The 19,621-nt window shown below is 62.1% G+C and carries 18 protein-coding genes and 1 pseudogene; 13 read left to right on the forward strand and 6 right to left on the reverse strand.

Features of this window, described 5'->3' with window-relative positions; genetic code table 11:
- Both RGCCGE502_RS04070 and groES read right to left on the reverse strand, forming a co-directional pair.
- The coding region (locus tag RGCCGE502_RS04070; protein ID WP_016552897.1) for a TCP-1/cpn60 chaperonin family protein at window positions 1-277 on the reverse strand (277 nt) is incomplete at its 3' end.
- A gap of 72 nt (window positions 278-349) precedes the next feature.
- The gene (gene groES, locus RGCCGE502_RS04075) at window positions 350-646 is read right to left on the reverse strand and encodes a co-chaperone GroES (protein ID WP_004675403.1); all 297 of its coding nucleotides are present in this window, start codon (window positions 644-646) and stop codon (window positions 350-352) included.
- Between the two features lie 325 nt (window positions 647-971).
- On the opposite strand from groES, the gene chrA reads away from it, so the two are divergent.
- The 7 genes from chrA (at window position 972) to RGCCGE502_RS04115 (ending at window position 10,128) form a co-directional block, all read left to right on the forward strand.
- Window positions 972-2,381 carry a chromate efflux transporter gene (gene chrA, locus RGCCGE502_RS04080; RefSeq protein WP_016552898.1) on the forward strand — a complete coding sequence of 470 codons (1,410 nt, stop codon included), beginning with the start codon at window positions 972-974 and terminating at the stop codon, window positions 2,379-2,381.
- Window positions 2,382-2,482: 101 nt separating this feature from the next.
- The gene (locus RGCCGE502_RS04085; RefSeq protein ID WP_016552899.1) at window positions 2,483-3,331 is read left to right on the forward strand and encodes a TIGR01459 family HAD-type hydrolase; all 849 of its coding nucleotides are present in this window, start codon (window positions 2,483-2,485) and stop codon (window positions 3,329-3,331) included.
- A gap of 27 nt (window positions 3,332-3,358) precedes the next feature.
- Window positions 3,359-4,342, forward strand: a complete 984-nt coding sequence (locus tag RGCCGE502_RS04090) for a bifunctional riboflavin kinase/FAD synthetase (protein WP_016552900.1) — start codon at window positions 3,359-3,361, stop codon at window positions 4,340-4,342.
- Between the two features lie 136 nt (window positions 4,343-4,478).
- Window positions 4,479-4,676, forward strand: a complete 198-nt coding sequence (locus tag RGCCGE502_RS04095; protein WP_016552901.1) for a DUF3311 domain-containing protein — start codon at window positions 4,479-4,481, stop codon at window positions 4,674-4,676.
- Entirely contained in the window at window positions 4,666-6,141 is a 1,476-nt protein-coding gene (gene mctP, locus RGCCGE502_RS04100; protein WP_016552902.1) for a monocarboxylate uptake permease MctP, read from the forward strand. Before RGCCGE502_RS04095 ends, mctP begins: the two co-directional genes overlap by 11 nt.
- A 281-nt stretch (window positions 6,142-6,422) precedes the next feature.
- A complete protein-coding gene (ileS, locus tag RGCCGE502_RS04110; protein ID WP_016552903.1) occupies window positions 6,423-9,368 on the forward strand; it encodes an isoleucine--tRNA ligase in 2,946 nt (981 codons plus the stop codon).
- A gap of 133 nt (window positions 9,369-9,501) precedes the next feature.
- Window positions 9,502-10,128, forward strand: coding sequence for a hypothetical protein (locus RGCCGE502_RS04115; RefSeq protein ID WP_040673960.1), 627 nt, complete (start codon window positions 9,502-9,504; stop codon window positions 10,126-10,128).
- A 192-nt stretch (window positions 10,129-10,320) separates the two neighbouring features.
- Here RGCCGE502_RS04115 and RGCCGE502_RS04120 read toward each other — a convergent pair whose 3' ends face one another.
- A complete protein-coding gene (locus tag RGCCGE502_RS04120; protein WP_016552905.1) occupies window positions 10,321-10,758 on the reverse strand; it encodes a nucleoside deaminase in 438 nt (145 codons plus the stop codon).
- Window positions 10,759-10,848: 90 nt separating this feature from the next.
- Between RGCCGE502_RS04120 and RGCCGE502_RS04125 the strand changes: the two are divergent.
- The 3 genes and pseudogenes from RGCCGE502_RS04125 to RGCCGE502_RS04135 all read left to right on the forward strand — a co-directional run bounded on the left by RGCCGE502_RS04125 (window position 10,849) and on the right by RGCCGE502_RS04135 (window position 14,308).
- Window positions 10,849-12,847 (forward strand): annotated as a pseudogene (locus RGCCGE502_RS04125) (pseudouridine synthase).
- A complete protein-coding gene (rsmD, locus tag RGCCGE502_RS04130; RefSeq protein WP_016552908.1) occupies window positions 12,828-13,388 on the forward strand; it encodes a 16S rRNA (guanine(966)-N(2))-methyltransferase RsmD in 561 nt (186 codons plus the stop codon). Before RGCCGE502_RS04125 ends, rsmD begins: the two are co-directional and overlap by 20 nt.
- A 23-nt stretch (window positions 13,389-13,411) precedes the next feature.
- Window positions 13,412-14,308, forward strand: a complete 897-nt coding sequence (locus tag RGCCGE502_RS04135; RefSeq protein WP_016552909.1) for a patatin-like phospholipase family protein — start codon at window positions 13,412-13,414, stop codon at window positions 14,306-14,308.
- A 15-nt stretch (window positions 14,309-14,323) separates the two neighbouring features.
- On the opposite strand, the gene RGCCGE502_RS37110 is transcribed toward RGCCGE502_RS04135, so the two are convergent.
- The 3 genes from RGCCGE502_RS37110 to RGCCGE502_RS04145 form a co-directional block, all read right to left on the reverse strand.
- Complete coding sequence (locus tag RGCCGE502_RS37110; RefSeq protein ID WP_019279672.1) at window positions 14,324-14,473, reverse strand: hypothetical protein; 150 nt, start codon at window positions 14,471-14,473, stop codon at window positions 14,324-14,326.
- A 144-nt stretch (window positions 14,474-14,617) separates the two neighbouring features.
- The gene (locus RGCCGE502_RS04140) at window positions 14,618-15,175 is read right to left on the reverse strand and encodes a hypothetical protein (RefSeq protein WP_016552910.1); all 558 of its coding nucleotides are present in this window, start codon (window positions 15,173-15,175) and stop codon (window positions 14,618-14,620) included.
- A 24-nt stretch (window positions 15,176-15,199) separates the two neighbouring features.
- Window positions 15,200-17,008 (reverse strand): monovalent cation:proton antiporter-2 (CPA2) family protein, encoded by a 1,809-nt coding sequence (locus tag RGCCGE502_RS04145; RefSeq protein WP_016552911.1) that lies wholly within the window; start codon window positions 17,006-17,008, stop codon window positions 15,200-15,202.
- A 119-nt stretch (window positions 17,009-17,127) separates the two neighbouring features.
- Between RGCCGE502_RS04145 and RGCCGE502_RS04150 the strand changes: the two genes are divergently transcribed.
- The 3 genes from RGCCGE502_RS04150 to RGCCGE502_RS04160 all read left to right on the forward strand — a co-directional run bounded on the left by RGCCGE502_RS04150 (window position 17,128) and on the right by RGCCGE502_RS04160 (window position 19,608).
- Window positions 17,128-18,474: a TldD/PmbA family protein gene (locus RGCCGE502_RS04150; protein WP_016552912.1), complete on the forward strand. Its 1,347-nt coding sequence runs from the start codon at window positions 17,128-17,130 to the stop codon at window positions 18,472-18,474.
- Window positions 18,475-18,491: 17 nt separating this feature from the next.
- Entirely contained in the window at window positions 18,492-19,301 is an 810-nt protein-coding gene (locus RGCCGE502_RS04155) for a 3'(2'),5'-bisphosphate nucleotidase CysQ (RefSeq protein ID WP_016552913.1), read from the forward strand.
- Between the two features lie 61 nt (window positions 19,302-19,362).
- A complete protein-coding gene (locus RGCCGE502_RS04160; protein WP_016552914.1) occupies window positions 19,363-19,608 on the forward strand; it encodes a DUF4170 domain-containing protein in 246 nt (81 codons plus the stop codon).
- The last annotated feature ends 13 nt before the right edge of the window (window positions 19,609-19,621 follow it).

Below are 19,621 nucleotides of genomic sequence, written 5' to 3' on the forward strand. Positions count from 1 at the left end.
TTGCAGTCGTGGTGCCGTCGCCGGCGATGTCGTTGGTCTTCGAAGCAACTTCGCGGACCATCTGGGCGCCCATGTTTTCGAACTTGTCTTCGAGTTCGATTTCCTTGGCGACCGATACGCCGTCCTTGGTGATGCGCGGAGCGCCGAAGGACTTGTCGATGATGACGTTGCGACCCTTCGGGCCGAGCGTTACCTTCACTGCGTCAGCGAGAATGTCGACGCCCTTGAGCATCTTTTCGCGCGCTGTGCGGCCAAACTTGATTTCTTTAGCTGCCATGATTGAAACTCCTGAATTCGAGTTGTCCGGGCTTGGGGCCCGTGGCTAAAATCGGAAAGGGAAAACGGCTGATTAGCCGATGATGCCCATGATGTCGGCTTCCTTCATGATTAGAAGGTCTTCGCCGTTGATCTTGACTTCGGTGCCGGACCACTTGCCGAACAGAACGCGATCGCCAGCCTTGACGTCGAGAGCGACGACCTTGCCGGACTCGTCACGAGCGCCGGAACCGACGGCGACGATTTCGCCTTCCTGCGGCTTTTCCTTAGCGGTGTCCGGAATGATGATGCCGCCCTTGGTCTTTTCTTCGGACTCAACGCGGCGAACGACGACGCGATCGTGAAGGGGGCGGAAGTTGGTGCTTGCCATTGTCTAATCCCTCGATCAAATGACACTCGCAGGCCGAGAGCGGCCCGCACGGATGGGTGTTAGCACTCGCCATTGGGGAGTGCTAGCGAGGCAGCATTTAGGAGTGGCCCGTCGGGGAGTCAAGGACGGCCTGAATTTTTCTTCGCCGTCGTCTCAAGCAGGCTTAGCAGCGCATCCTTGTCGGAAGTGCGACAGGCCGTGCGGCGACCACCTTTCCCTAAGCTTTCTTTCCTCGAAAGAGATCACTGCCGCCCACCTGTCGCTAGGATTGTCGTAAGGGCGTGCCAATGATATCGAGCGCCTTGGGGCAAGAGGGGCGGCAACCGTGAATAAGGCGATCGCGGCAGAAGACATCGTGGCGGCACCAACGCTGCGAGAGGCGGTTCGCGTCTGGGCGTGGATCGGCTGCCTGAGCTTCGGCGGGCCGGCCGGTCAGATCGCCCTCATGCACAAGACCATTGTCGACGAGAAGCGCTGGATCTCTGAGGAACGCTTCCTGCACGCGCTTAATTTCTGCATGCTGCTGCCGGGCCCCGAAGCCCAGCAACTGGCCACATATATCGGCTGGCTGATGCACGGTGTCCGTGGCGGGTTCATAGCCGGCCTGCTGTTCATATTGCCGGGCTTCCTAGTCATTCTGATCCTATCGAGCCTCTATGCCATCTTTCAGGAGGCAGCCTGGCTTCCGGCGCTTTTCTTCGGAGTGAAGGCTGCTGTTCTGGCGATCGTCATCGAGGCCTTGCTCCGAGTGAGCCGCCGAGCCCTCAAGGAGCGCTTTCACTACTATGTGGCCGGAGCGTCGTTCCTGGCGCTCTTCCTGCTGAACCTGCCGTTTCCTCTCATCATTGTCCTCGCCGGCGCAGCAGGACTGCTGTGGATGCAGTATCGCCAGCGTGGGTTGGCAACGCCGATGCCGCAAACCGCTCGCCGTGGACGACTTCCTGCAGTCACGCCGCATACGATCGCAAGGCCGCTCGTGGTATTGGTGTTCTGGATCCTCGTCTGGCAGTCACCGCTCTTCTTCATTCGTGGCCTCGACGCGCCGATGGACCTGATCGCCGAAACGTTGAGCGGCGAAACCAACGTATTCGGCGCCGTCTTCATCTTCTTCTCCAAGATGGCCGTCATCACTTTCGGAGGCGCATACGCCGTCCTTTCCTATGTCGCGCAGGTCGCCGTCGGCCACTACGCGTGGCTTCAGCCCGGCGAGATGCTCGATGGACTGGCCCTTGCCGAGACGACGCCTGGGCCGCTTGTCCTCGTCCTCTGTTTCGTCGGTTTCCTCGCTGGCTATCGCAATCCCATTGCGATGGCGCCCCTTGCCGGTGGCGTTCTTGGCGCCTTCCTCGCTGCCTGGGCGACGTTCGTGCCGAGCTTCATCTGGATTTTCGCCGGGGCTCCCTACATCGAGAAGCTGCGCAACAACGAGAAGCTCTCTGCCGCCCTTTCGGCGATTACGGCTGCCGTCGTCGGCGTCATTCTCAATCTTGCGCTCTGGTTCGGCCTGCATGTGCTCTTTGCCGAGGTTGGCCGCGTCGCGCTCTTTTCCGGCAGGACCGGCCTGCCGATCATCGGTGTTGCGTGGCCGCAGTGGTGGACGCTCGATGCCGCCGCACTCGGGATCTTCGTGCTGGCGTCCATTCTGCTGTTTCGCTTCAAGAAGGGAATCCTGACGGCAATTGGCATATCCACTGTCGCAGGCCTGTTGGCCAAGGCTGCCGTCGCCGTCCTCTAGTCGGCTCGTTTCGGTTTTTTGCAGCCGCAGCGCAAAATGCCTTGCCATCCCGGCAGGCCTTTGCGATGTCACCCGTGACTTAACGACATCGGGACATCGGAATGGCCAAGCGGATCGAAAACTTTGCGGAAATCACCAGCCAGTATGACGCGGTGTTCTGCGATGTCTGGGGTGTCTTGCACAATGGCGTCGATCCGTTCCCGAAGGCGGCTGCCGCGCTGGAAGCGGCCCGCAGCGAGGGGCTGACCGTCGTTCTCATCACCAATTCGCCGCGCATTGCTCCGCAGGTGGTGGCACAGCTCCGGCAGATCGGCATTCAGGATGGCGCCTACGATCGGATTGTGACGTCGGGCGATGTCACGCGGGGCCTCATTGCCGAGGGGCCGAAGAAGGTCTTCCTGCTCGGGCCGGAGCGCGACCTGGCGATCATCGAGGGGCTCGGCGTGGAGCGCGTCGATGCGCGTGATGCCGATTCCGTTGTCTGCACAGGCTTCTTCGACGATGAAACTGAGACGCCCGAAGACTATACCGAGATGCTGAAGGCGTTTCAGGTGCGCGGCGTGCCGATGATCTGCGCCAACCCCGACCTGGTTGTCGAGCGCGGCCACAAGATCATCCCCTGCGCCGGCGCGATGGCGGCCTACTACAATCAGCTCGGTGGGCAGACCCGCATTGCCGGCAAGCCGCACAAGCCGATCTACGACGCCGTATTGTCCGTTGCCCGCGACGCCCATGGTGAGTTTCCGAAGGGCCGTGTCCTTGCAATCGGGGACGGAATGCCGACCGATGTTCGCGGTGCTCTCGATTACGGCCTCGACCTCCTCTATATCAGCGGCGGCATCCACGCGAAGGAATACACGCTGAACGGAGAGACGGACGAGGCCATCCTGACGGCCTTTCTGGAGCGCGAAAAAGTATCACCGAAGTGGTGGATGCCTCGTCTCGCATAAAGAGCCCAGCACAAGAAAAGCCAGCCGATGACCGTTTTTCACCGCAACGAAACCCGTGAACCGCTGCCGGCCCACCTGCGTGGCGGCGTGGTCGCCATCGGTAACTTCGACGGCGTGCATCGTGGGCATCAGTCCGTGCTGAACCGGGCTTTGGAGATTTCGCGGCATCGCGGCATTCCGGCGCTTGCCCTCACCTTCGAGCCGCATCCGCGTACAGTCTTCCGGCCCGATCAGCCGGTCTTTCGCCTGACGCCTGCGCCGCTCAAGGCTCGGCTTCTCGAAGCGATCGGCTTCAACGCCGTCATTGAATACCCCTTCGACAGGGAGTTTTCGCAGCGTTCGGCCGACGATTTCATCCATTCGATCCTCAAGGACTGGCTTGACGCTTCAGAGGTCGTGACGGGCTTCAACTTTCATTTCGGCCGTGGCCGGGAAGGCGGTCCTGCCTTCCTGATGGAAGCCGGCCAGAAATACGGCTTCGGCGTAACCCTGATCGACGCGTTTCGTGACGAGAATACTGACGTCGTCTCCTCGAGCCATGTTCGCGAATTGCTGAAAGACGGCAATGTCAGCGAGGCGGCGGCGATGCTCGGCTATCACTATACCATCGAAGCGGAAGTGATTGGCGGCGAGAAGCTAGGGCGCCAGCTCGGCTTCCCGACTGCGAACATGCAGTTGCCGGCCGAAGCCGATCTCAAGGCGGGCATTTACGCCGTTCGCTTCCGTCTTGCTGACGGTACGTTGCACGACGCCGTCGCCAGCTACGGTCGGCGGCCAACGGTCACGGACAATGGCACGCCGCTGCTCGAAACCTACGTCTTCGATTTCAGCGGCGACCTGTACGGGCAGATCTGTTCCGTATCCTTCTTCGGCTACCTGCGCCCTGAACTGAAGTTCGACGGCCTCGATCCCCTTGTTGAGCAGATGAACCGAGACAAGGAAGAAGCAAGGGCGCTGCTAACAGGTGTGCAGTCGCTCGGAGAGCTTGATCGCAAGATCTGCTTCGTCTGAAAGGCTCTAGTGACCTTCGAAAATTGTGGCTCTTTCGGGGCAGCGGCGCTTGTCGTGTGCGCTCGCGGGGATATGTCATCTATTTGATAAGACGCGGATTCGCTGCGCCCCCACAGCATCGAAAGGCATTCTTCAAATGGATAAGAGGTTTGGAACGGCAGCCTGCTGGCTGCTCATCATTCCCTATATCGGGCTCCTATGGGTTCCCTTCTACAACTTTCACGACCCCGTTCTCTTCGGCTTCCCCTTCTTCTATTGGTATCAGCTGGCCTGGGTGCCGGTTACCGCCTTCCTGACCTGGATCGCCTACCGGAGCATGCGCGATGACGACTGATCTCAACGCCACCGCGCTTGCCGTTTTCATCTTCTTCTTCGTGCTCGTCACGGTCATGGGCTTCGTCGCCTCCCGCTGGCGCAAGCCGAAAACACTTGACCATCTTGACGAGTGGGGTCTTGGCGGCCGCAGCTTCGGCACCTGGATCACCTGGTTTCTGGTCGGCGGCGACTTCTATACCGCCTACACGGTCATCGCTGTTCCGGCTTTGGTTTATACTGTCGGCGCCTACGGCTTCTTCGCGCTGCCCTACACCATCGTCGTCTATCCGTTCGTCTTCATGGTCATGCCCGTGCTTTGGAAGCGGGCGAGTGATTTTGGCTACGTGACGGCCGCCGATGTGGTCCACGGCCAGTACGGATCGCGGGGGCTGGAGCTTGCGGTCGCCGCCACCGGCGTGATTGCCACGATGCCCTATATTGCCCTGCAGCTCGTCGGCATGACGGCAGCCCTGAAGGCGCTCGGTCTCCACGGGGAAGTGCCGCTTGCGATCGCCTTCATCGTGCTCGCGCTCTACACCTATTCGGCGGGCCTGCGGGCACCGGCGCTGATCGCCTTCGTCAAGGACATCATGATCTACATCGTGGTGATCGCCGCCGTGGCGCTGATCCCCTCGAAATTGGGCGGCTATGCCAACGTCTTTGCCGCCGCCGATGCGGCGTTCCAGGCCAAGGGTTCCGGCAGCCTGCTTCTTCTGCCCAACCAGTATGTCGCCTACGCGACGCTGGCGCTCGGATCGGCGCTTGCGGCCTTCATGTATCCGCATACGCTGACCGGCATCTTTGCCTCAAAAAGCGGCAACACGATCCGCAAGAACGCCGTGCTGCTTCCGGCCTATACGCTGCTGCTCGGCCTTCTGGCGCTGCTCGGCTACATGGGACATGCGGCTGGCTTGAAGCTCGAAAGTGCCAACGATGTCGTGCCGGCGCTCTTCCAGACGCTGTTCCCGAGTTGGTTTGCAGGCTTCGCCTTCGCGGCGATTGCCATTGGTGCACTGGTGCCGGCGGCGGTGATGAGCATCGGCGCTTCCAACCTCTTTACCCGCAATTTCTGGAAGGCCTATGTCAATCCTCAGGTGACACATGCCGGCGAGGCTAAGGTGGCGAAGGCGACCTCGCTCGTGGTCAAGGTCGGTGCGCTGCTGGTCATCCTCTTCCTGCCAACCCAGTTCGCGCTGGACCTCCAGCTTCTCGGCGGCATCTGGATCCTGCAGACGCTTCCGGCGCTGATCTTCGGCCTCTACACGAACTGGTTCCGGGCACCGGGGCTGCTGGCCGGCTGGTTCGTCGGCTTCTTCGGCGGCACCTATCTGGTCTGGAATGCCGGCTGGAAACCGCTGCAGCCGATCGCCATGGGAGAGACCGCTTTCACGGTCTACATCGGTCTGCTGGCATTGGCGTTGAACATCATCGTCGCGGTCGTCGTCAATGTGCTGACCCCGGCAAAGGTGACGGCACGCGCCTGACTGTTGCTTCAAAACGGAAGCCGCGGACCGAGGTGTCCGCGGCTTTTCTATGCCGCGCGGCCATGAAATCCCTCTTCCTTTTCCCTGTAAAAGCGCCTATGAACCGGCGCGATGAACAAGTTCCGGCTGGCGATCACGATACGAATTATCGGCCCGGCCTTCCGAGTGCGCTGAGCGGCCGGAAGGTCCGGGTTTTCGGCGCTTGGACGACGAGCGCCTCCGTCACCAATTTTCAAGCCCGTTGCGCCTGCTTCCGTGGCGCCTAGAGACGATTGCTAGACATGACCGATACAGCCGAAAAGATCGATTACTCGAAAACCCTCTATCTGCCGGAAACGGACTTCCCGATGCGCGCCGGTCTGCCGCAGAAGGAGCCGGAAACTGTTGCTCGCTGGCAGCAGATGGGTCTCTACAAGAAGCTGCGCGCTTCAGCCGCCGGCCGCGAAAAATTCGTGCTTCACGATGGCCCTCCCTATGCCAACGGCAACATCCATATCGGCCACGCGCTGAACAAGATCCTCAAGGATGTGATCACCCGCTCGTTCCAGATGCGCGGCTATGACTCCAACTATGTTCCCGGCTGGGACTGCCACGGCCTGCCGATCGAATGGAAGATCGAGGAGGAGAACTATCGCTCCAAGGGCAAGAGCAAGCCCGACCTTTCTGAGCCGGCGGCAATGATCGAGTTCCGCCGCGAGTGCCGCGCCTATGCCGAAAAGTGGATCGGCATCCAGGGCAGCGAGTTCCAGCGCCTCGGCATCATCGGCGATTTCGAGAACCCTTACCTGACGATGAACTTCCATGCGGAGAGCCGTATCGCCGGCGAACTCTTGAAGATCGCCAAGTCGGGTCAGCTCTACCGTGGTTCCAAGCCGGTCATGTGGTCGGTCGTCGAGCGCACGGCGCTTGCCGAAGCCGAAGTCGAATATGCTGATGTCGACAGCGACATGATCTGGGTGAAGTTCCCGGTGAGGTTCATCGTTAGAGACGGTGCAGAGGCCAAGTTTGACCTTCTGGACGCCGCGGTCGTCATCTGGACCACGACTCCTTGGACCATCCCGGGCAACCGCGCGATCGCCTATTCGCCGAAGGTCGCCTATGGCCTCTACGAAGTCATGGCTGCCGAGAACGACTTCGGTCCGCGTCCCGGCGAGAAGCTGATCTTCGCCGACAACCTCGCAGAGGAAGGCTTTGCGAAGGCGAAGCTGCAATACAAGCGGCTACGCGACGTCACGGCGGCGGAGCTTGGAGGGATGACCTGCGCCCATCCGCTGAAGGGCCTCGGCGGCGGCTACGAATTCCCCGTGCCATTGCTCGCCGGTGACCACGTCACCGACGATGCCGGCACCGGCTTCGTGCACACCGCGCCGAGCCATGGTCGCGAGGACTTTGACGTCTGGATGGATCACACCCGCGAACTCGAAGCCCGCGGTGTCGAGACGAAGATCCCGTTCCCGGTCGACGATGCCGGCTTCTACACCGCTGACGCGCCCGGCTTCGGTCCGGACCGCGATGGCGGCGCTGCGCGCGTCATCGATGACCACGGCAAGAAGGGTGATGCCAACGACGCGGTCATCAAGGCCCTGATCGCGGTCGGCATGCTTTTCGCACGCGGCCGTCTCAAGCATTCCTATCCGCATTCCTGGCGCTCGAAGAAGCCGGTGATCTTCCGCAACACGCCGCAGTGGTTCGTCTACATGGACAAGGACCTTGCCGACGGCACGACGCTGCGTTCCCGCGCCCTGAAGGCGATCGACGACACCCGCTTCGTACCGGGTGCCGGCCAGAACCGCCTGCGCGCCATGATCGAGCAGCGCCCGGATTGGGTTCTCTCGCGCCAGCGCGCCTGGGGTGTACCGATCTGCGTCTTCGTCGACGAGCACGGCGAAGTGCTGAAGGACGATGCCGTCAATCAGCGCATCCTTGATGCCTTCGACGCCGAGGGTGCCGACGCCTGGTTCGCCGAAGGCGCCAAGGAGCGTTTCCTCGGCAACGAGCATGACCCGGCCAAATGGGCGCAGGTCATGGATATCCTCGACGTCTGGTTCGACTCGGGCTCCACCCACACCTTCACGCTGGAAGACCGCCCGGACCTGAAGTGGCCGGCCGATGTCTATCTGGAAGGTTCGGACCAGCATCGCGGCTGGTTCCATTCCTCGCTGCTGGAATCGGCTGCGACCCGCGGCCGCGCACCTTACAACGCCGTTATCACCCATGGCTTCACCATGGATGAGAAGGGCGAGAAGATGTCGAAGTCGAAGGGCAACGTCGTCTCCCCGCAGGACGTCATGAAGGACGCCGGCGCCGATATCCTGCGCCTGTGGGTCATGACCACGGACTATTGGGAAGACCAGCGCCTCGGCAAGACGATCATCCAGACGAACGTCGATGCCTATCGCAAGCTGCGCAACACCGTGCGTTGGATGCTAGGTACGCTGACTCACGACAAGGGCGAGGTCATCGCGCTTGCCGATCTGCCCGAGCTGGAAAGGCTGATGCTGCACCGCCTGGCGGAACTGGATCAGCTCGTCCGCGAAAGTTACGACGCGTTCGAGTTCAAGAGGATCGCCCGCGCGCTCATCGACTTCGCCAATGTCGAGCTCTCGGCTTTCTACTTCGACGTCCGCAAGGACGCGCTCTACTGCGACGCGCCGTCGAGCCTGCGCCGTCGTTCGGCCCTGCATGTCATCCGCAACATCTTCGAATGCATGGTGACGTGGCTGGCGCCGATGCTGCCATTCACGACGGAAGAGGCCTGGCTGTCGCGCAATCCTGCGGCCGTCTCGGTTCACCTCGAGCAGTTCCCGACCATTCCGGCGGAATGGAAGAACGAGGCACTGGCCGAGAAGTGGCGGAAGATCCGTGCCGTTCGCACGGTCGTCACGGGCGCTCTCGAAATCGAGCGCAAGGACAAGCGCATCGGCTCCTCGCTGGAAGCGGCTCCCGTCGTCCACGTCGCCGACGCCGAGCTTTTGAAGGCGCTGGAAGGTCAGGACTTCGAGGAGATCTGCATCACCTCCGGCATCGTCATCGACCGCACGGAAGGACCTGCCGATGCCTTCCGCCTGCTGGAAGTGCCGGGTGTCAGCGTTGAGCCGAAACTGGCCGAGGGCACGAAATGCGCTCGCTCCTGGCGCATCACCACGGATGTCGGCTCTGACCCCGAGTATCCTGATCTCTCGGCCCGCGATGCGGCTGCATTGCGCGAACTAGCGGTGCAAAACTGAAGAATATTGCCGGGTGAATTGCCTAAACGCGGTTCATCCGGTAAAAGCTGCCTGAAAATGGCCGGATTTTTGCGTCAGGGGGACGATTGTCCGGTTGGGCGATGATTGCACCGGCATGGCTGGAAGGGTTTTCATGTTATCACCACGTTGGTTCCGTGTGGGCGTCTGCTTGACTGTTGCTATGGCAGGCGGCGCGATGATCACCGGCTGCATGGGGAGCCCCCGCTACGGTACGGACAAGACTGCGATGGAACAGTTGACCGACGACCTTGGTCAGTCCGTTTCGCTGACCGGCGACGGACCGAAGAACAAGGGCGTCAAGTACAGCGCGCGCCCGGGTCTCGTCCTGCCATCCACAGCCGCCAAGGAAACCCTCGTCGAACCACAGCAGAGCATTGCTAGCACGGCAAATCCCGCGTGGATCGAGTCTCCGGAAGAAACCCGCGCGCGCCTTGTCAAGGAAGCTGACGAAAACAGCGACAACCCGAACTACCGCTCGCCGCTCGCAAGCGACAAGGTGGAAGGTGGCCGGCAGACGACCGAAGCCCAGAGCAAGGCCTATCGCGAAGCTCGCGCCCTCCAGAAGGGCACCTATTCCGATCGCCGCTTCATCTCGGATCCGCCGACCGAATATCGACAGGTCGCCGATCCGACAAAGCTGGACGATCTCGGTGAGCCGGAACTGAAGAAGGCAAAGAAAAAGAAGAAGGAAGCTGCGATTGCCGGTACCGGCAAGCAGTGGTGGAACCTCCTCCAGTAAGATTTCAAGCGGGGCTGTCAGCCCCGCTTTGCTTTTGACCACTTGTCAACCAGCGCACCATGCAGGCCGCCCGGCGCCCACCAGGTCACATTTCCGGAAAGTGACCTTGCATCGGGATCGATGCGCTATGCGGGGCGATCCTCGTATAGGCACAGACGGCGACCATCATAACGAGTTCGCCGGCGAGCAATGTCATGGCACATCCCGTTTCTGCTGGAAGAATGTCCGCAGGATGTCGGCGGATGTGGTTTCCTGCAAACCGGAATAGACCTCCGGAGCGTGATGGCAGGTCGGTTGCGCATAGAAGCGCACGCCATTGTCGACGGCGCCGCCCTTGGGGTCTTCCGCGCCGTAGTAGAGCCTGCGGATGCGCGCAAAGGAAATGGCGGCCGCGCACATCGTGCACGGTTCCAGTGTCACATAGAGGTCGGCGCCGGTCAGCCGTTCCTGGCCCAGCTCTTCGCAGGCCTTCCGAATGACGGCGACTTCGGCATGCGCCGTCACGTCGTTGACCTCGCGCGTGCGGTTGCCGGATGCCGCGATCACGGTTCCGTCAATCACCAGAACCGCTCCGATCGGCACCTCGCCGCGTTCGCCGGCAGCGCGGGCCTGGTCGAGCGCTAGGTCCATAAATTGATTTGTCTTCACGATCCGACAATTTCCACTTAACCGCAGGGGCGCGACCTGATAGGAAGGCCCGAAAAGGCAGGCAAACAACAAATGACATTCAAAGACAAGCCAAAACGGCCAGGCGGCAAGCCATCTCCGCGCGATGCCGGGCCAAAATCGGCAAAGACGGCCGTCAAGGCCGAGGCGAGCGACGTTGCCGAAGGCGACGCCAAGGCTGAGCGCATCTCGAAGGTGATGGCGCGCGCCGGCGTTGCATCGCGCCGCGATATCGAGCGCATGATCATGGACGGGCGCGTCAAGCTGAACGGCAAGCTCCTCGACACCCCTGTTGTCAACGTGACGCTGGCCGACAAGATCGAAGTGGACGGCGTTCCGATCCGCGGCATCGAGCGCACCAGGCTCTGGCTGTACCACAAGCCGGCCGGCCTCGTGACGACCAACGTGGATCCGGAAGGACGCCCCACGGTATTCGACAATCTGCCTGACGACCTGCCGCGCGTCATGTCGATCGGCCGCCTCGACATCAACACCGAAGGCTTGCTGCTTTTGACCAACGATGGCGGCCTGGCTCGCGCCTTGGAACTGCCGACGACCGGCTGGCTGCGCCGTTACCGCGTGCGCGCCCACGGCGAGATCGATCAGGACGCGCTCGACAAGCTCAAGGACGGCATTGCCGTCGACGGCGTCCTCTACGGCTCGATCGAAGCCACGCTGGACCGCACGCAGGGCTCGAACGTCTGGCTCACCATGGGCCTGCGTGAAGGCAAGAACCGCGAAATCAAGAACGTGCTGGGTGCGCTCGGTCTCGACGTTAATCGTCTGATCCGCATCTCGTATGGTCCCTTCCAGCTCGGCGATCTGCCGGAGCGGGATGTGGTCGAAGTGCGCGGTCGCACCTTGCGCGACCAGCTCGGTCCGCGTCTGATCGAGGACGCGAAGGCCAACTTCGACGCGCCGATCTACAATTCGCCCGCCGTTGCCGCCGAAGAAGAGGTGGAAGCAAAGCCGGAGCGCCGTGAGCGCCCCCGCAAGCCGGAAGACAAGCGCGAGCGTGCGCTGAGCCGTCTCGACACCAAGCGCGACGATCGTCGTGATGACCGTCGCGAGGGTGGCCGCAATGACGATGATCGTCCGAAGCGCCCGGCGCTCGGCAGCCGCCGCAATGCCAATGTCTGGATGGCCCCCGGCGCCCGCCCGCTCGGCGAGAAGGCAGCTGCCAGGGCCGAGAAGAACGCGAAGACGGCGCAGCGCCGTGGCGAAAAGCCCGACCGCGACAGGCCGCAGGCCGCAGGCTTCGGTGATGACCGTCACCGTGTGCAGATCAACCGAGCTACCGATGAAGAGGGCGAATGGATCCGCTCCAGCGAGGTAAGCCGCGACGACGGTGATCGCAAGCGGTCCGGTGATCGCGGTGATCGCGGCCCGCGCGGCGACCGTGGTTTCGGTGATCGCCCGTCCCGTGGCGACAGGTCCTTCGGCGATCGTGGCGACCGTTCCGGCGGCGATCGGACCGCTCGCGGCGACAGACCCTATGGTGACCGCCCACCGCGCGGCGATCGGCCGTTCGGCGACAAGCCTCGTGGCGAGCGCAAGCCGCGCGAGGACGGCGACCGTCCACGTTCCTTCGGCGACCGCCCGGCGCGCGGAGACCGGCCAGCCGGTGATCGTCCATTCGCCGGCAAGCCGCGTGGCGACCGCAGGGCCGCGCGAGGACGGTGATGAGCGTCCCCGTTCCTTCGGTGATCGGCCGCCGCGTGGCGACCGGCCGTTCGGCGACAAGCCGCGCCGTCCGCGCGAAGAGGGCGACGAGCGTCCCCGCGCCAAGCGTTTCTCCGGCGAGGCTCGTTCCGAGCGTCCGGCCGGCGACCGCTCCTTCGGTGACAAGCCCAGTGGGGCGCGTCCCTTCGGCGATAAGCCGCGCGGTAAGAGCTTCGGTGGCAAGCCCGGCGGGGCGAAACCCGGCGGCAAGTCTTTTTCCGGCAAGCCTTCGGGCGATCGACCGGGTGGCGGTGGCAAGCCTGCGGGCGGGCCGTCGCGTGGTGGACCTAAGGGCAAGGGAATAGGACGCGGTGCGGATCGTCGGCGGTGAGTTTCGCGGACGGTCGCTCGCCGTACCTAAATCCAACGACATCCGGCCGACTGCCGACCGGACGCGTGAGAGCCTGTTCAATATTCTGAGCCACGCCTATCCGGAATGCGTCGATGGCACCCGGATACTCGATCTCTTTGCCGGCACCGGCGCGGTTGGCCTCGAAGCCGTCTCTCGCGGCTGTCGGCATGCGCTGTTCGTCGAAAACAGCGTCGAGGGCAGGGGCCTGCTCTGGGAAAACATCGACGCACTCGGCCTGCATGGCAGGACGCGCATCCTGCGGCGCGATGCGACCGATCTCGGCAGCGTCGGCAACCTCGAGCCGTTCCAGGTGCTGTTCGCCGATCCGCCCTACGGCAAGGGGCTGGGCGAAAAGGCGATGGCTGCCGCCGCCAAGGGTGGCTGGCTGCAACCGGGCGCAATTGCGGTTCTCGAGGAACGCGCGGACGTTGCCGTTTCGGTCGACCCTTCCTATCTTTTCCTCGAAAGCCGGATGTTCGGCGATACCAAGGTTCATTTCTTCCGCTATCAGCCCGAATAAGGCGGCGGACATCGGGGGCAGCGGTGCAGCAGGTAGAGAAGATCGAAACCGAGTTGCCCGCCCCGACCGACGTCTCCAGTCGTTCGACACCCACAGTTGCGGTAGCCTTCGGCGGTGGCGGCGCGCGTGGCCTGTCTCACATCCACGTCATCGAAACCCTGGATGAACTCGGCATTCGCCCTGTGGCGATTGCCGGCTCCTCGATCGGCTCGATCATGGGCGCGGGCATGGCGGCTGGAATGACGGGTGAGGCTATCCGCGAGCATGTGATGATGACGGTCGGCAACAAGGCTGCCGTCGTCAGTCGCTTATGGGGCCTCCGCCCGCAGACGGTGCGCGATGCCGTTGCCAATGGCGTGCGCATCGGCCAGTTCAATCTCGAGCGTATCCTGAAAGCCTTCCTCCCCGCCGACCTGCCGGAACGTTTCGAGGATCTGCCGGTGCCGATGACGGTGACCGCAACCGATTATTACGGTCAGTGCGAGGTATTGACGAGCCACGGCGCGCTGTTTCCGGCGCTGGCCGCTTCCTCGGCAATCCCCGCGGTCTTCATGCCGGTGAGGCTGCACGGACGGGTGATGATCGACGGGGGGATCAGCAATCCCGTCCCTTACGAATGCCTGATGGATCGCGCCGACATCGTCATCGGCATCGATGTCGTCGGTGCTCCCGAGGGCGATGGCACCCACATTCCGAACCGGATGGAGAGCATCTTCGGCTCCGGCCAGCTGATGATGCAAACCGCCATTTCCCTAAAACTGCGCCTGCAGGCACCGCACATCTTCCTGCGCCCCGCCGTCGGGCGCATCGGCGTGATGGACTTCCTCAAGGCGCGTGACGTCCTGAAGATGTCGGTCGGCGTCAAGGACGAACTGAAATACGCCCTCGATCGCGAGATCGAAGCGCGGATCGCCCCTTAGAGGCTTTGCCTAGGACTAATAGCCGTTGATGCCGGCGCCACGAACCGGGCCGATCCCGGCAGGGGTTGCGTAGGTGGTATTGCCTGCGCCCGAGCCGGAGGTTGCGCATCCGGAAAGGGTAACGAGGGCGATGGCCGCGACGGCCAGAAGACAGCGTAGAGGCATGGCATTGTCCTATCATCAAGACTGCACGGGCCTCAGGGGCCAGAGTCGGATAGTCCGTCAAATCAAAGGCAATGGCAACTGGTTGCAAAGCGCGCAATTACCCGGCAACCTTCGGGCACGTTCCCAACCAAGCGGGCGCTGCAATCACTCTCTCCGATTCTTGTGTCGCCATGTTGTCGGCCAAATCGTTCCGCCGCCGACATCTTGGCCATGGGTGAGGAGATGAAACGCTATCGCGTTGCAAAGCTGATCGATCTTCTTTGCCGTCGCGAGTACGCGAAGCCGGGTGACGGGCCACTCTGTTCTCTGTTTGTGGCCATTGAGGGTGATGAGGATAGCGTCCGCGTCTGTCTTCGAAGAAGCCGGATCGATATAGATCCCGTGGATGATTTGCTCTCGCTCACTTTTGATGCCGAGAGCCTGATCAATCAGCGCGATCAGGCCGGTCGTCCCAGTATGAGCTGCATGCTCCGATCTAAGAATCGACTTCAGTTTCTCGCAACGCTGTTGAAAACCTCGGCTGTTGAGAAACCCCGGGAAATCTGAATCGTTGGGATCTGATGCCCAATACAGCAAATTGTCGATCTGAAATTCGAGGCCTGACCACTTCACGGCAACCGTGCCAATGGCCTCTAGCAGTTTGGGACCGGGGATGGGCACGAAACCTTCGGTTTGTTTATGGGACGTGGCGGCGGCTCCCAAACTCGTGTGGATGACTTTTCGGCTCTAAGCGTCGGCCGTCACCTCTGCCGTGCCTGCCAGCGGGTCCTCGTCAAAGCTTGCGGCGCGCTTTGGCTTCATCAGCGGCTCCGGCTTGACCGGCTGGGAGAACAGCATGTCGCGGCCGGCCTGCAGGCCTTCCGTGACCTGTAGCACCAGGCGGGCTTCGTCGCGCTTGCGGATATCCTCGCCGATTTCATAGGCCTCCGCCTCGCCGATACCCAATGCCTCGAGCGTGCGCCGGCCGAACAGCAGACCGGATTCCAGCGTTTCGCGCAGTTCATAATCGACGTTGAGATTGCGCAGCGCGATCGAGTGGATGCGGTCGTAGGAGCGCACGAAGAGCTTGGCATGCGGATAGTCCGCCTGCACGAGCTCGACGATCTTGTCGGTAATCTCGCGCTTTTGCGTACAGACGACGACGATCTTGGCGCGGTCGATGCCGGATGCGCGAAGCACGTCCTTGCGGGTGCCGTCGCCGAAGTAGATCCGGAAGCCGAAGGATGAAGCCTGCCGGATGCGATCGGCCGAGAAATCGATGACGGTCACGTCGCGCCCGCCGGCAAGCAGAATCTGGGCGGCGATCTGCCCGAAACGCGAGAAGCCGACCATCAGAACATCCGCACCGGCGCCTTCGAAATCTTCGTCCAGCTGTTCCTCCTCTTTGCCGGAGAGGAGGCGCTTGGCCAGCATCGTTCCGATCGGGGTGAGCGCCATCGACAGCGTGACGATCGCGATCAGCAGCGATGCGGTGCTTGTCGGCATCAGGCCGGCAATGCCGGCGGCGGTAAACAGCACGAAACCGAACTCGCCGCCCTGCGGCAGCAGGAAGGCGATCCTGATGGCGTCGTCATGCGGTGAGCCCGTCGCGCGGCAGAGGACATAGATGACGAGCGCCTTCGCGGCCATGATGACGGGCACGGCGACGATGATGAACAGAGCGTTGTCCCTGAGCACTTCGAGCTCGATCGAAAGGCCAACGGCGATGAAGAAGATAGCGAGCAAGACGCCGCGGAAGGGCTCGATATCGGCTTCGAGTTCGTGCCGATAGGAGGATTCCGCCAGCATCACGCCGGAAAGGAAGGCGCCCATCGCCATCGACAGTCCGGCAAGCTGCATCAGGCTCGCCGACCCCATCACCACGAAGAGGGCGGCGGCGATCATCGCCTCGCGGGCCCCGGTGCGAGCGATGATCTGGAAGAGCGGCGTGAGCAGGTAGCGTCCCATGACGATCATCGCGGCGACCGCCCCAATGGCGACTGCGAAGTCGAGCAGCGGTGTGCCGCTGCCCTTGCCGCCATCGAGAATGCTGATCAGGGCAAGCAGCGGCACGATCGCGAGATCCTGGAACAGCAGCATCGAGAAGGAACGCTGCCCGTAACGAGTATTCACGTCGCCTTCGTCCTCGAGGATCTGCATCGCAAATGCAGTGGAGGAGAGGGCAAGCCCGAAACCCGCAACGATGCTGCCGCGCCAATCCAGAACTCCGGAGAGATAGGTCAGGAGCGTGAGCACCAGACCGGTCGCCACCACCTGCGCGGTTCCGAGCCCGAAAATATCGCGCCGCATCTGCCAGAGGCGCGAGGGCTTCAGCTCAAGCCCGATGATGAACAGGAGGAAGACGACGCCGAGCTCGGCGACGTTCAGGATCTGCTCGCCGTCCGTCAATCCATGAAAGATCGGGCCGATCACCACGCCGGCGGCCAGGTAGCCGAGCACCGTTCCCAATCCGAGCCGCTTGAAGATCGGCGCTGAAACAACGGCGCCACCAAGCAGCAGGATCGTCTCGGTGAAAAGAGTATTGGGCTCTGACATCAGGCGGGTCTCTTTCAAATGCGGGGAGGCATGCAGGCGACGGGCAAAAGAATCGATGCGCGCGGCCTTGATGCTTTTGGTAGTGCACAATAAATGGAACGCGAAGGAAAGGCCAAATCATGTCCTCAGAAATCGACTCCTCGACGCTTCTTTCCCGCGCAAGCCAATTGATCGACCTAGCCAAAAAAGCTGGGGCCGACGCTGCTGATGCGGTGGTCGTGCGCTCGCGTTCGCAATCGGTCAGCGTGCGCCTCGGCAAGGTCGAGGGCACGGAGTCGTCGGAAAGCGACGACTTCGCGTTGCGCGTCTTCATCGGCAAGCGCGTTGCCAGCGTCTCCGCAAATCCGGGCTTCGATCTCACTGCTCTCGCCGAACGTGCCGTCGCGATGGCCAAGGTGTCACCGGAAGATCCCTTCGCCTGCCTGGCGGACGAGGATAAGCTGGCGAAATCCTATCCGGACCTCGAGCTTCTCGACACGACAGAGGTGTCTTCCGACCAACTTCGCGCGGCGGCGCTCGAGGCGGAGGCCGCGGCGCTTGCCGTCAAGGGAGTCACCAATTCGTCGGGTGCCGGTGCTTCGGCCGGGATGGGCGGTCTTGTGCTCGTCACCTCCCACGGTTTCGAGGGCAGCTACATGGGCTCGCGCTTCGGCCGCTCCGTCAGCGTCATTGCCGGCGAAGGCACGGGCATGGAGCGTGACTACGATTTCGACAGCCGAATCTATTTCGGCGAGCTGGACGATGCCGCCGAAATCGGCCGCAGAGCAGGCGAGCGAACCGTCAAGCGCGTCAACCCGCGGCAGGTGGATACCGGCAAGGACATCACCGTCGTTTTTGATCCCCGCGTCGCACGTGGCTTCGTCGGGCACATCGCCGGGGCGATCAATGGCGCTTCCGTTGCGCGCAAGACCAGCTTTCTGCGCGACAAGATGGGCCAGCAGGTCTTGAAGTCGGGGCTCACGATTTCCGATGATCCGCTGATCGTCCGCGGCCCATCGTCCCGACCCTTCGATGGCGAGGGCATCTCCGGCGAGCGGCTCTTGATGATCGAGGACGGCATCCTCAAGCACTGGTTTCTCTCGACCTCAACCGGCCGCGAGATCGGCATGGAGACCAATGGCCGCGGCGTGCGTGGCGGAAATTCGGTGACGCCATCGGCGACGAATCTTGCGCTCGAGCCGGGCGACATCTCGCCGGAAGATCTGATCCGCAGCGTTGGCAATGGCTTCTATGTGACCGAGCTGATCGGCCAGGGCGTCAACATGATCACGGGTGAATATAGCCGCGGGGCGACCGGCTTCTGGATCGAGAATGGCGAGCTGACCTTTGCCGTCTCCGAAGTGACGATCGCTTCGAACCTCAAGGACATGTTCATGCGGGTGACACCTGCAAACGATATCGACCGCAAGTACGGTGTCGCCGCTCCGACGCTTGCGATCGAAGGAATGACGCTCGCCGGGCGCTGATGGATTGGATTGCCGACATGACTGACGTGGACACAGCCCTCTGGCAGAGCGATCTGGAATTGATCGCCGATTCCGCCAGGCAAGCCGGTCGTGTCGCACTCGGCTATTTCAATCAATCGCCTGAAGTCTGGTGGAAGAACGAGGGGCGATCGCCCGTCAGTGCAGCCGACTTCGCCGCCAACCAAAAGCTTGAATCGCTTCTCCGCACGGCCAGGCCAGACTATGGTTGGCTGTCCGAAGAGACCGACGACGACGCCGAGCGCCTGTCGAGGGAGACATTGTTCATTATTGATCCGATCGACGGCACGCGAGCGTTCCTGGCCGGCCTGGATCTATGGTGCGTCAGCGTCGCGGTGGTGCGCCATGGACGGCCCGTTGCCGGTGTTCTCTACGCGCCCGCCTTGGACGAGCTCTACGAGGCTGTCGCAGGCGGCGTGGCTTTGAAAAACGGCAGGCCGATCACGGTATCGACAGCAAGCGTCGACAGGCCCGGGCGCTTTGCCATCGCCGAAGATGTCCTGGCGACATTCCCCGAGCGGCTCAAGCATCGCATCGAGCGCGTCAAGTACGTACCGTCGCTTGCTTATCGCATTGCCATGGTTGCCGACGGTCGGATTGAAGGCACCTTCATCAAGCATAACTCGCACGACTGGGATCTCGCCGCAGCCGATTTGATACTCGAGCGCGCCGGCGGCCAGCTGGTCGATCTCCACGGCGGGGCACCGCTCTATAACCGGGCGAGAGTGAGCCACGACGAACTTTGTGCCGCAGCCGCGCCGCGGCTCGCCGACCTCCTGAACGGGATTGGTGAACGACGAGGCAGTTGACGTTTCCGTCAAAATCCCTCAGATGAAGCGGCGGAGGAGAATAGAGCAGAAAGAGAAGAAAATGACGGAATCCGACGGTAAAAAGCAGCTCTTGCATCTCGTATTCGGCGGCGAACTGGAAAGCTTGGACGATGTTCAGTTCAGGGACCTGAAGGACCTCGATATCGTCGGCATTTATCCGGACTATGCCACGGCCCTGACGGCCTGGAAGGCAAAGGCGCAGTCGACTGTGGATAACGCGCATATGCGCTATTTCATCGTGCATATGCATCGCTTGCTCGACCCGGAAAGCAAGTCCGCGCAGTAACCCTCCCGCGGTC

It is taken from the genome of Rhizobium grahamii CCGE 502, assembly GCF_000298315.2.
Lineage (GTDB): Bacteria > Pseudomonadota > Alphaproteobacteria > Rhizobiales > Rhizobiaceae > Rhizobium > Rhizobium grahamii.

Coding starts and splice junctions, on each gene's coding strand:
- groES (WP_004675403.1), bottom strand. CDS start 646: ATGGCAAGCACCAACTTCCGCCCCCTTCACGATCGCGTCGTCGTTCGC.
- RGCCGE502_RS04085 (WP_016552899.1), top strand. CDS start 2,483: ATGGCCAAGCGGATCGAAAACTTTGCGGAAATCACCAGCCAGTATGAC.
- RGCCGE502_RS04090 (WP_016552900.1), top strand. CDS start 3,359: ATGACCGTTTTTCACCGCAACGAAACCCGTGAACCGCTGCCGGCCCAC.
- RGCCGE502_RS04095 (WP_016552901.1), top strand. CDS start 4,479: ATGGATAAGAGGTTTGGAACGGCAGCCTGCTGGCTGCTCATCATTCCC.
- mctP (WP_016552902.1), top strand. CDS start 4,666: ATGACGACTGATCTCAACGCCACCGCGCTTGCCGTTTTCATCTTCTTC.
- ileS (WP_016552903.1), top strand. CDS start 6,423: ATGACCGATACAGCCGAAAAGATCGATTACTCGAAAACCCTCTATCTG.
- RGCCGE502_RS04115 (WP_040673960.1), top strand. CDS start 9,502: ATGTTATCACCACGTTGGTTCCGTGTGGGCGTCTGCTTGACTGTTGCT.
- RGCCGE502_RS04120 (WP_016552905.1), bottom strand. CDS start 10,758: ATGGACCTAGCGCTCGACCAGGCCCGCGCTGCCGGCGAACGCGGCGAG.
- RGCCGE502_RS37110 (WP_019279672.1), bottom strand. CDS start 14,473: ATGCCTCTACGCTGTCTTCTGGCCGTCGCGGCCATCGCCCTCGTTACC.
- RGCCGE502_RS04145 (WP_016552911.1), bottom strand. CDS start 17,008: ATGTCAGAGCCCAATACTCTTTTCACCGAGACGATCCTGCTGCTTGGT.
- RGCCGE502_RS04150 (WP_016552912.1), top strand. CDS start 17,128: ATGTCCTCAGAAATCGACTCCTCGACGCTTCTTTCCCGCGCAAGCCAA.
- RGCCGE502_RS04155 (WP_016552913.1), top strand. CDS start 18,492: ATGACTGACGTGGACACAGCCCTCTGGCAGAGCGATCTGGAATTGATC.
- RGCCGE502_RS04160 (WP_016552914.1), top strand. CDS start 19,363: ATGACGGAATCCGACGGTAAAAAGCAGCTCTTGCATCTCGTATTCGGC.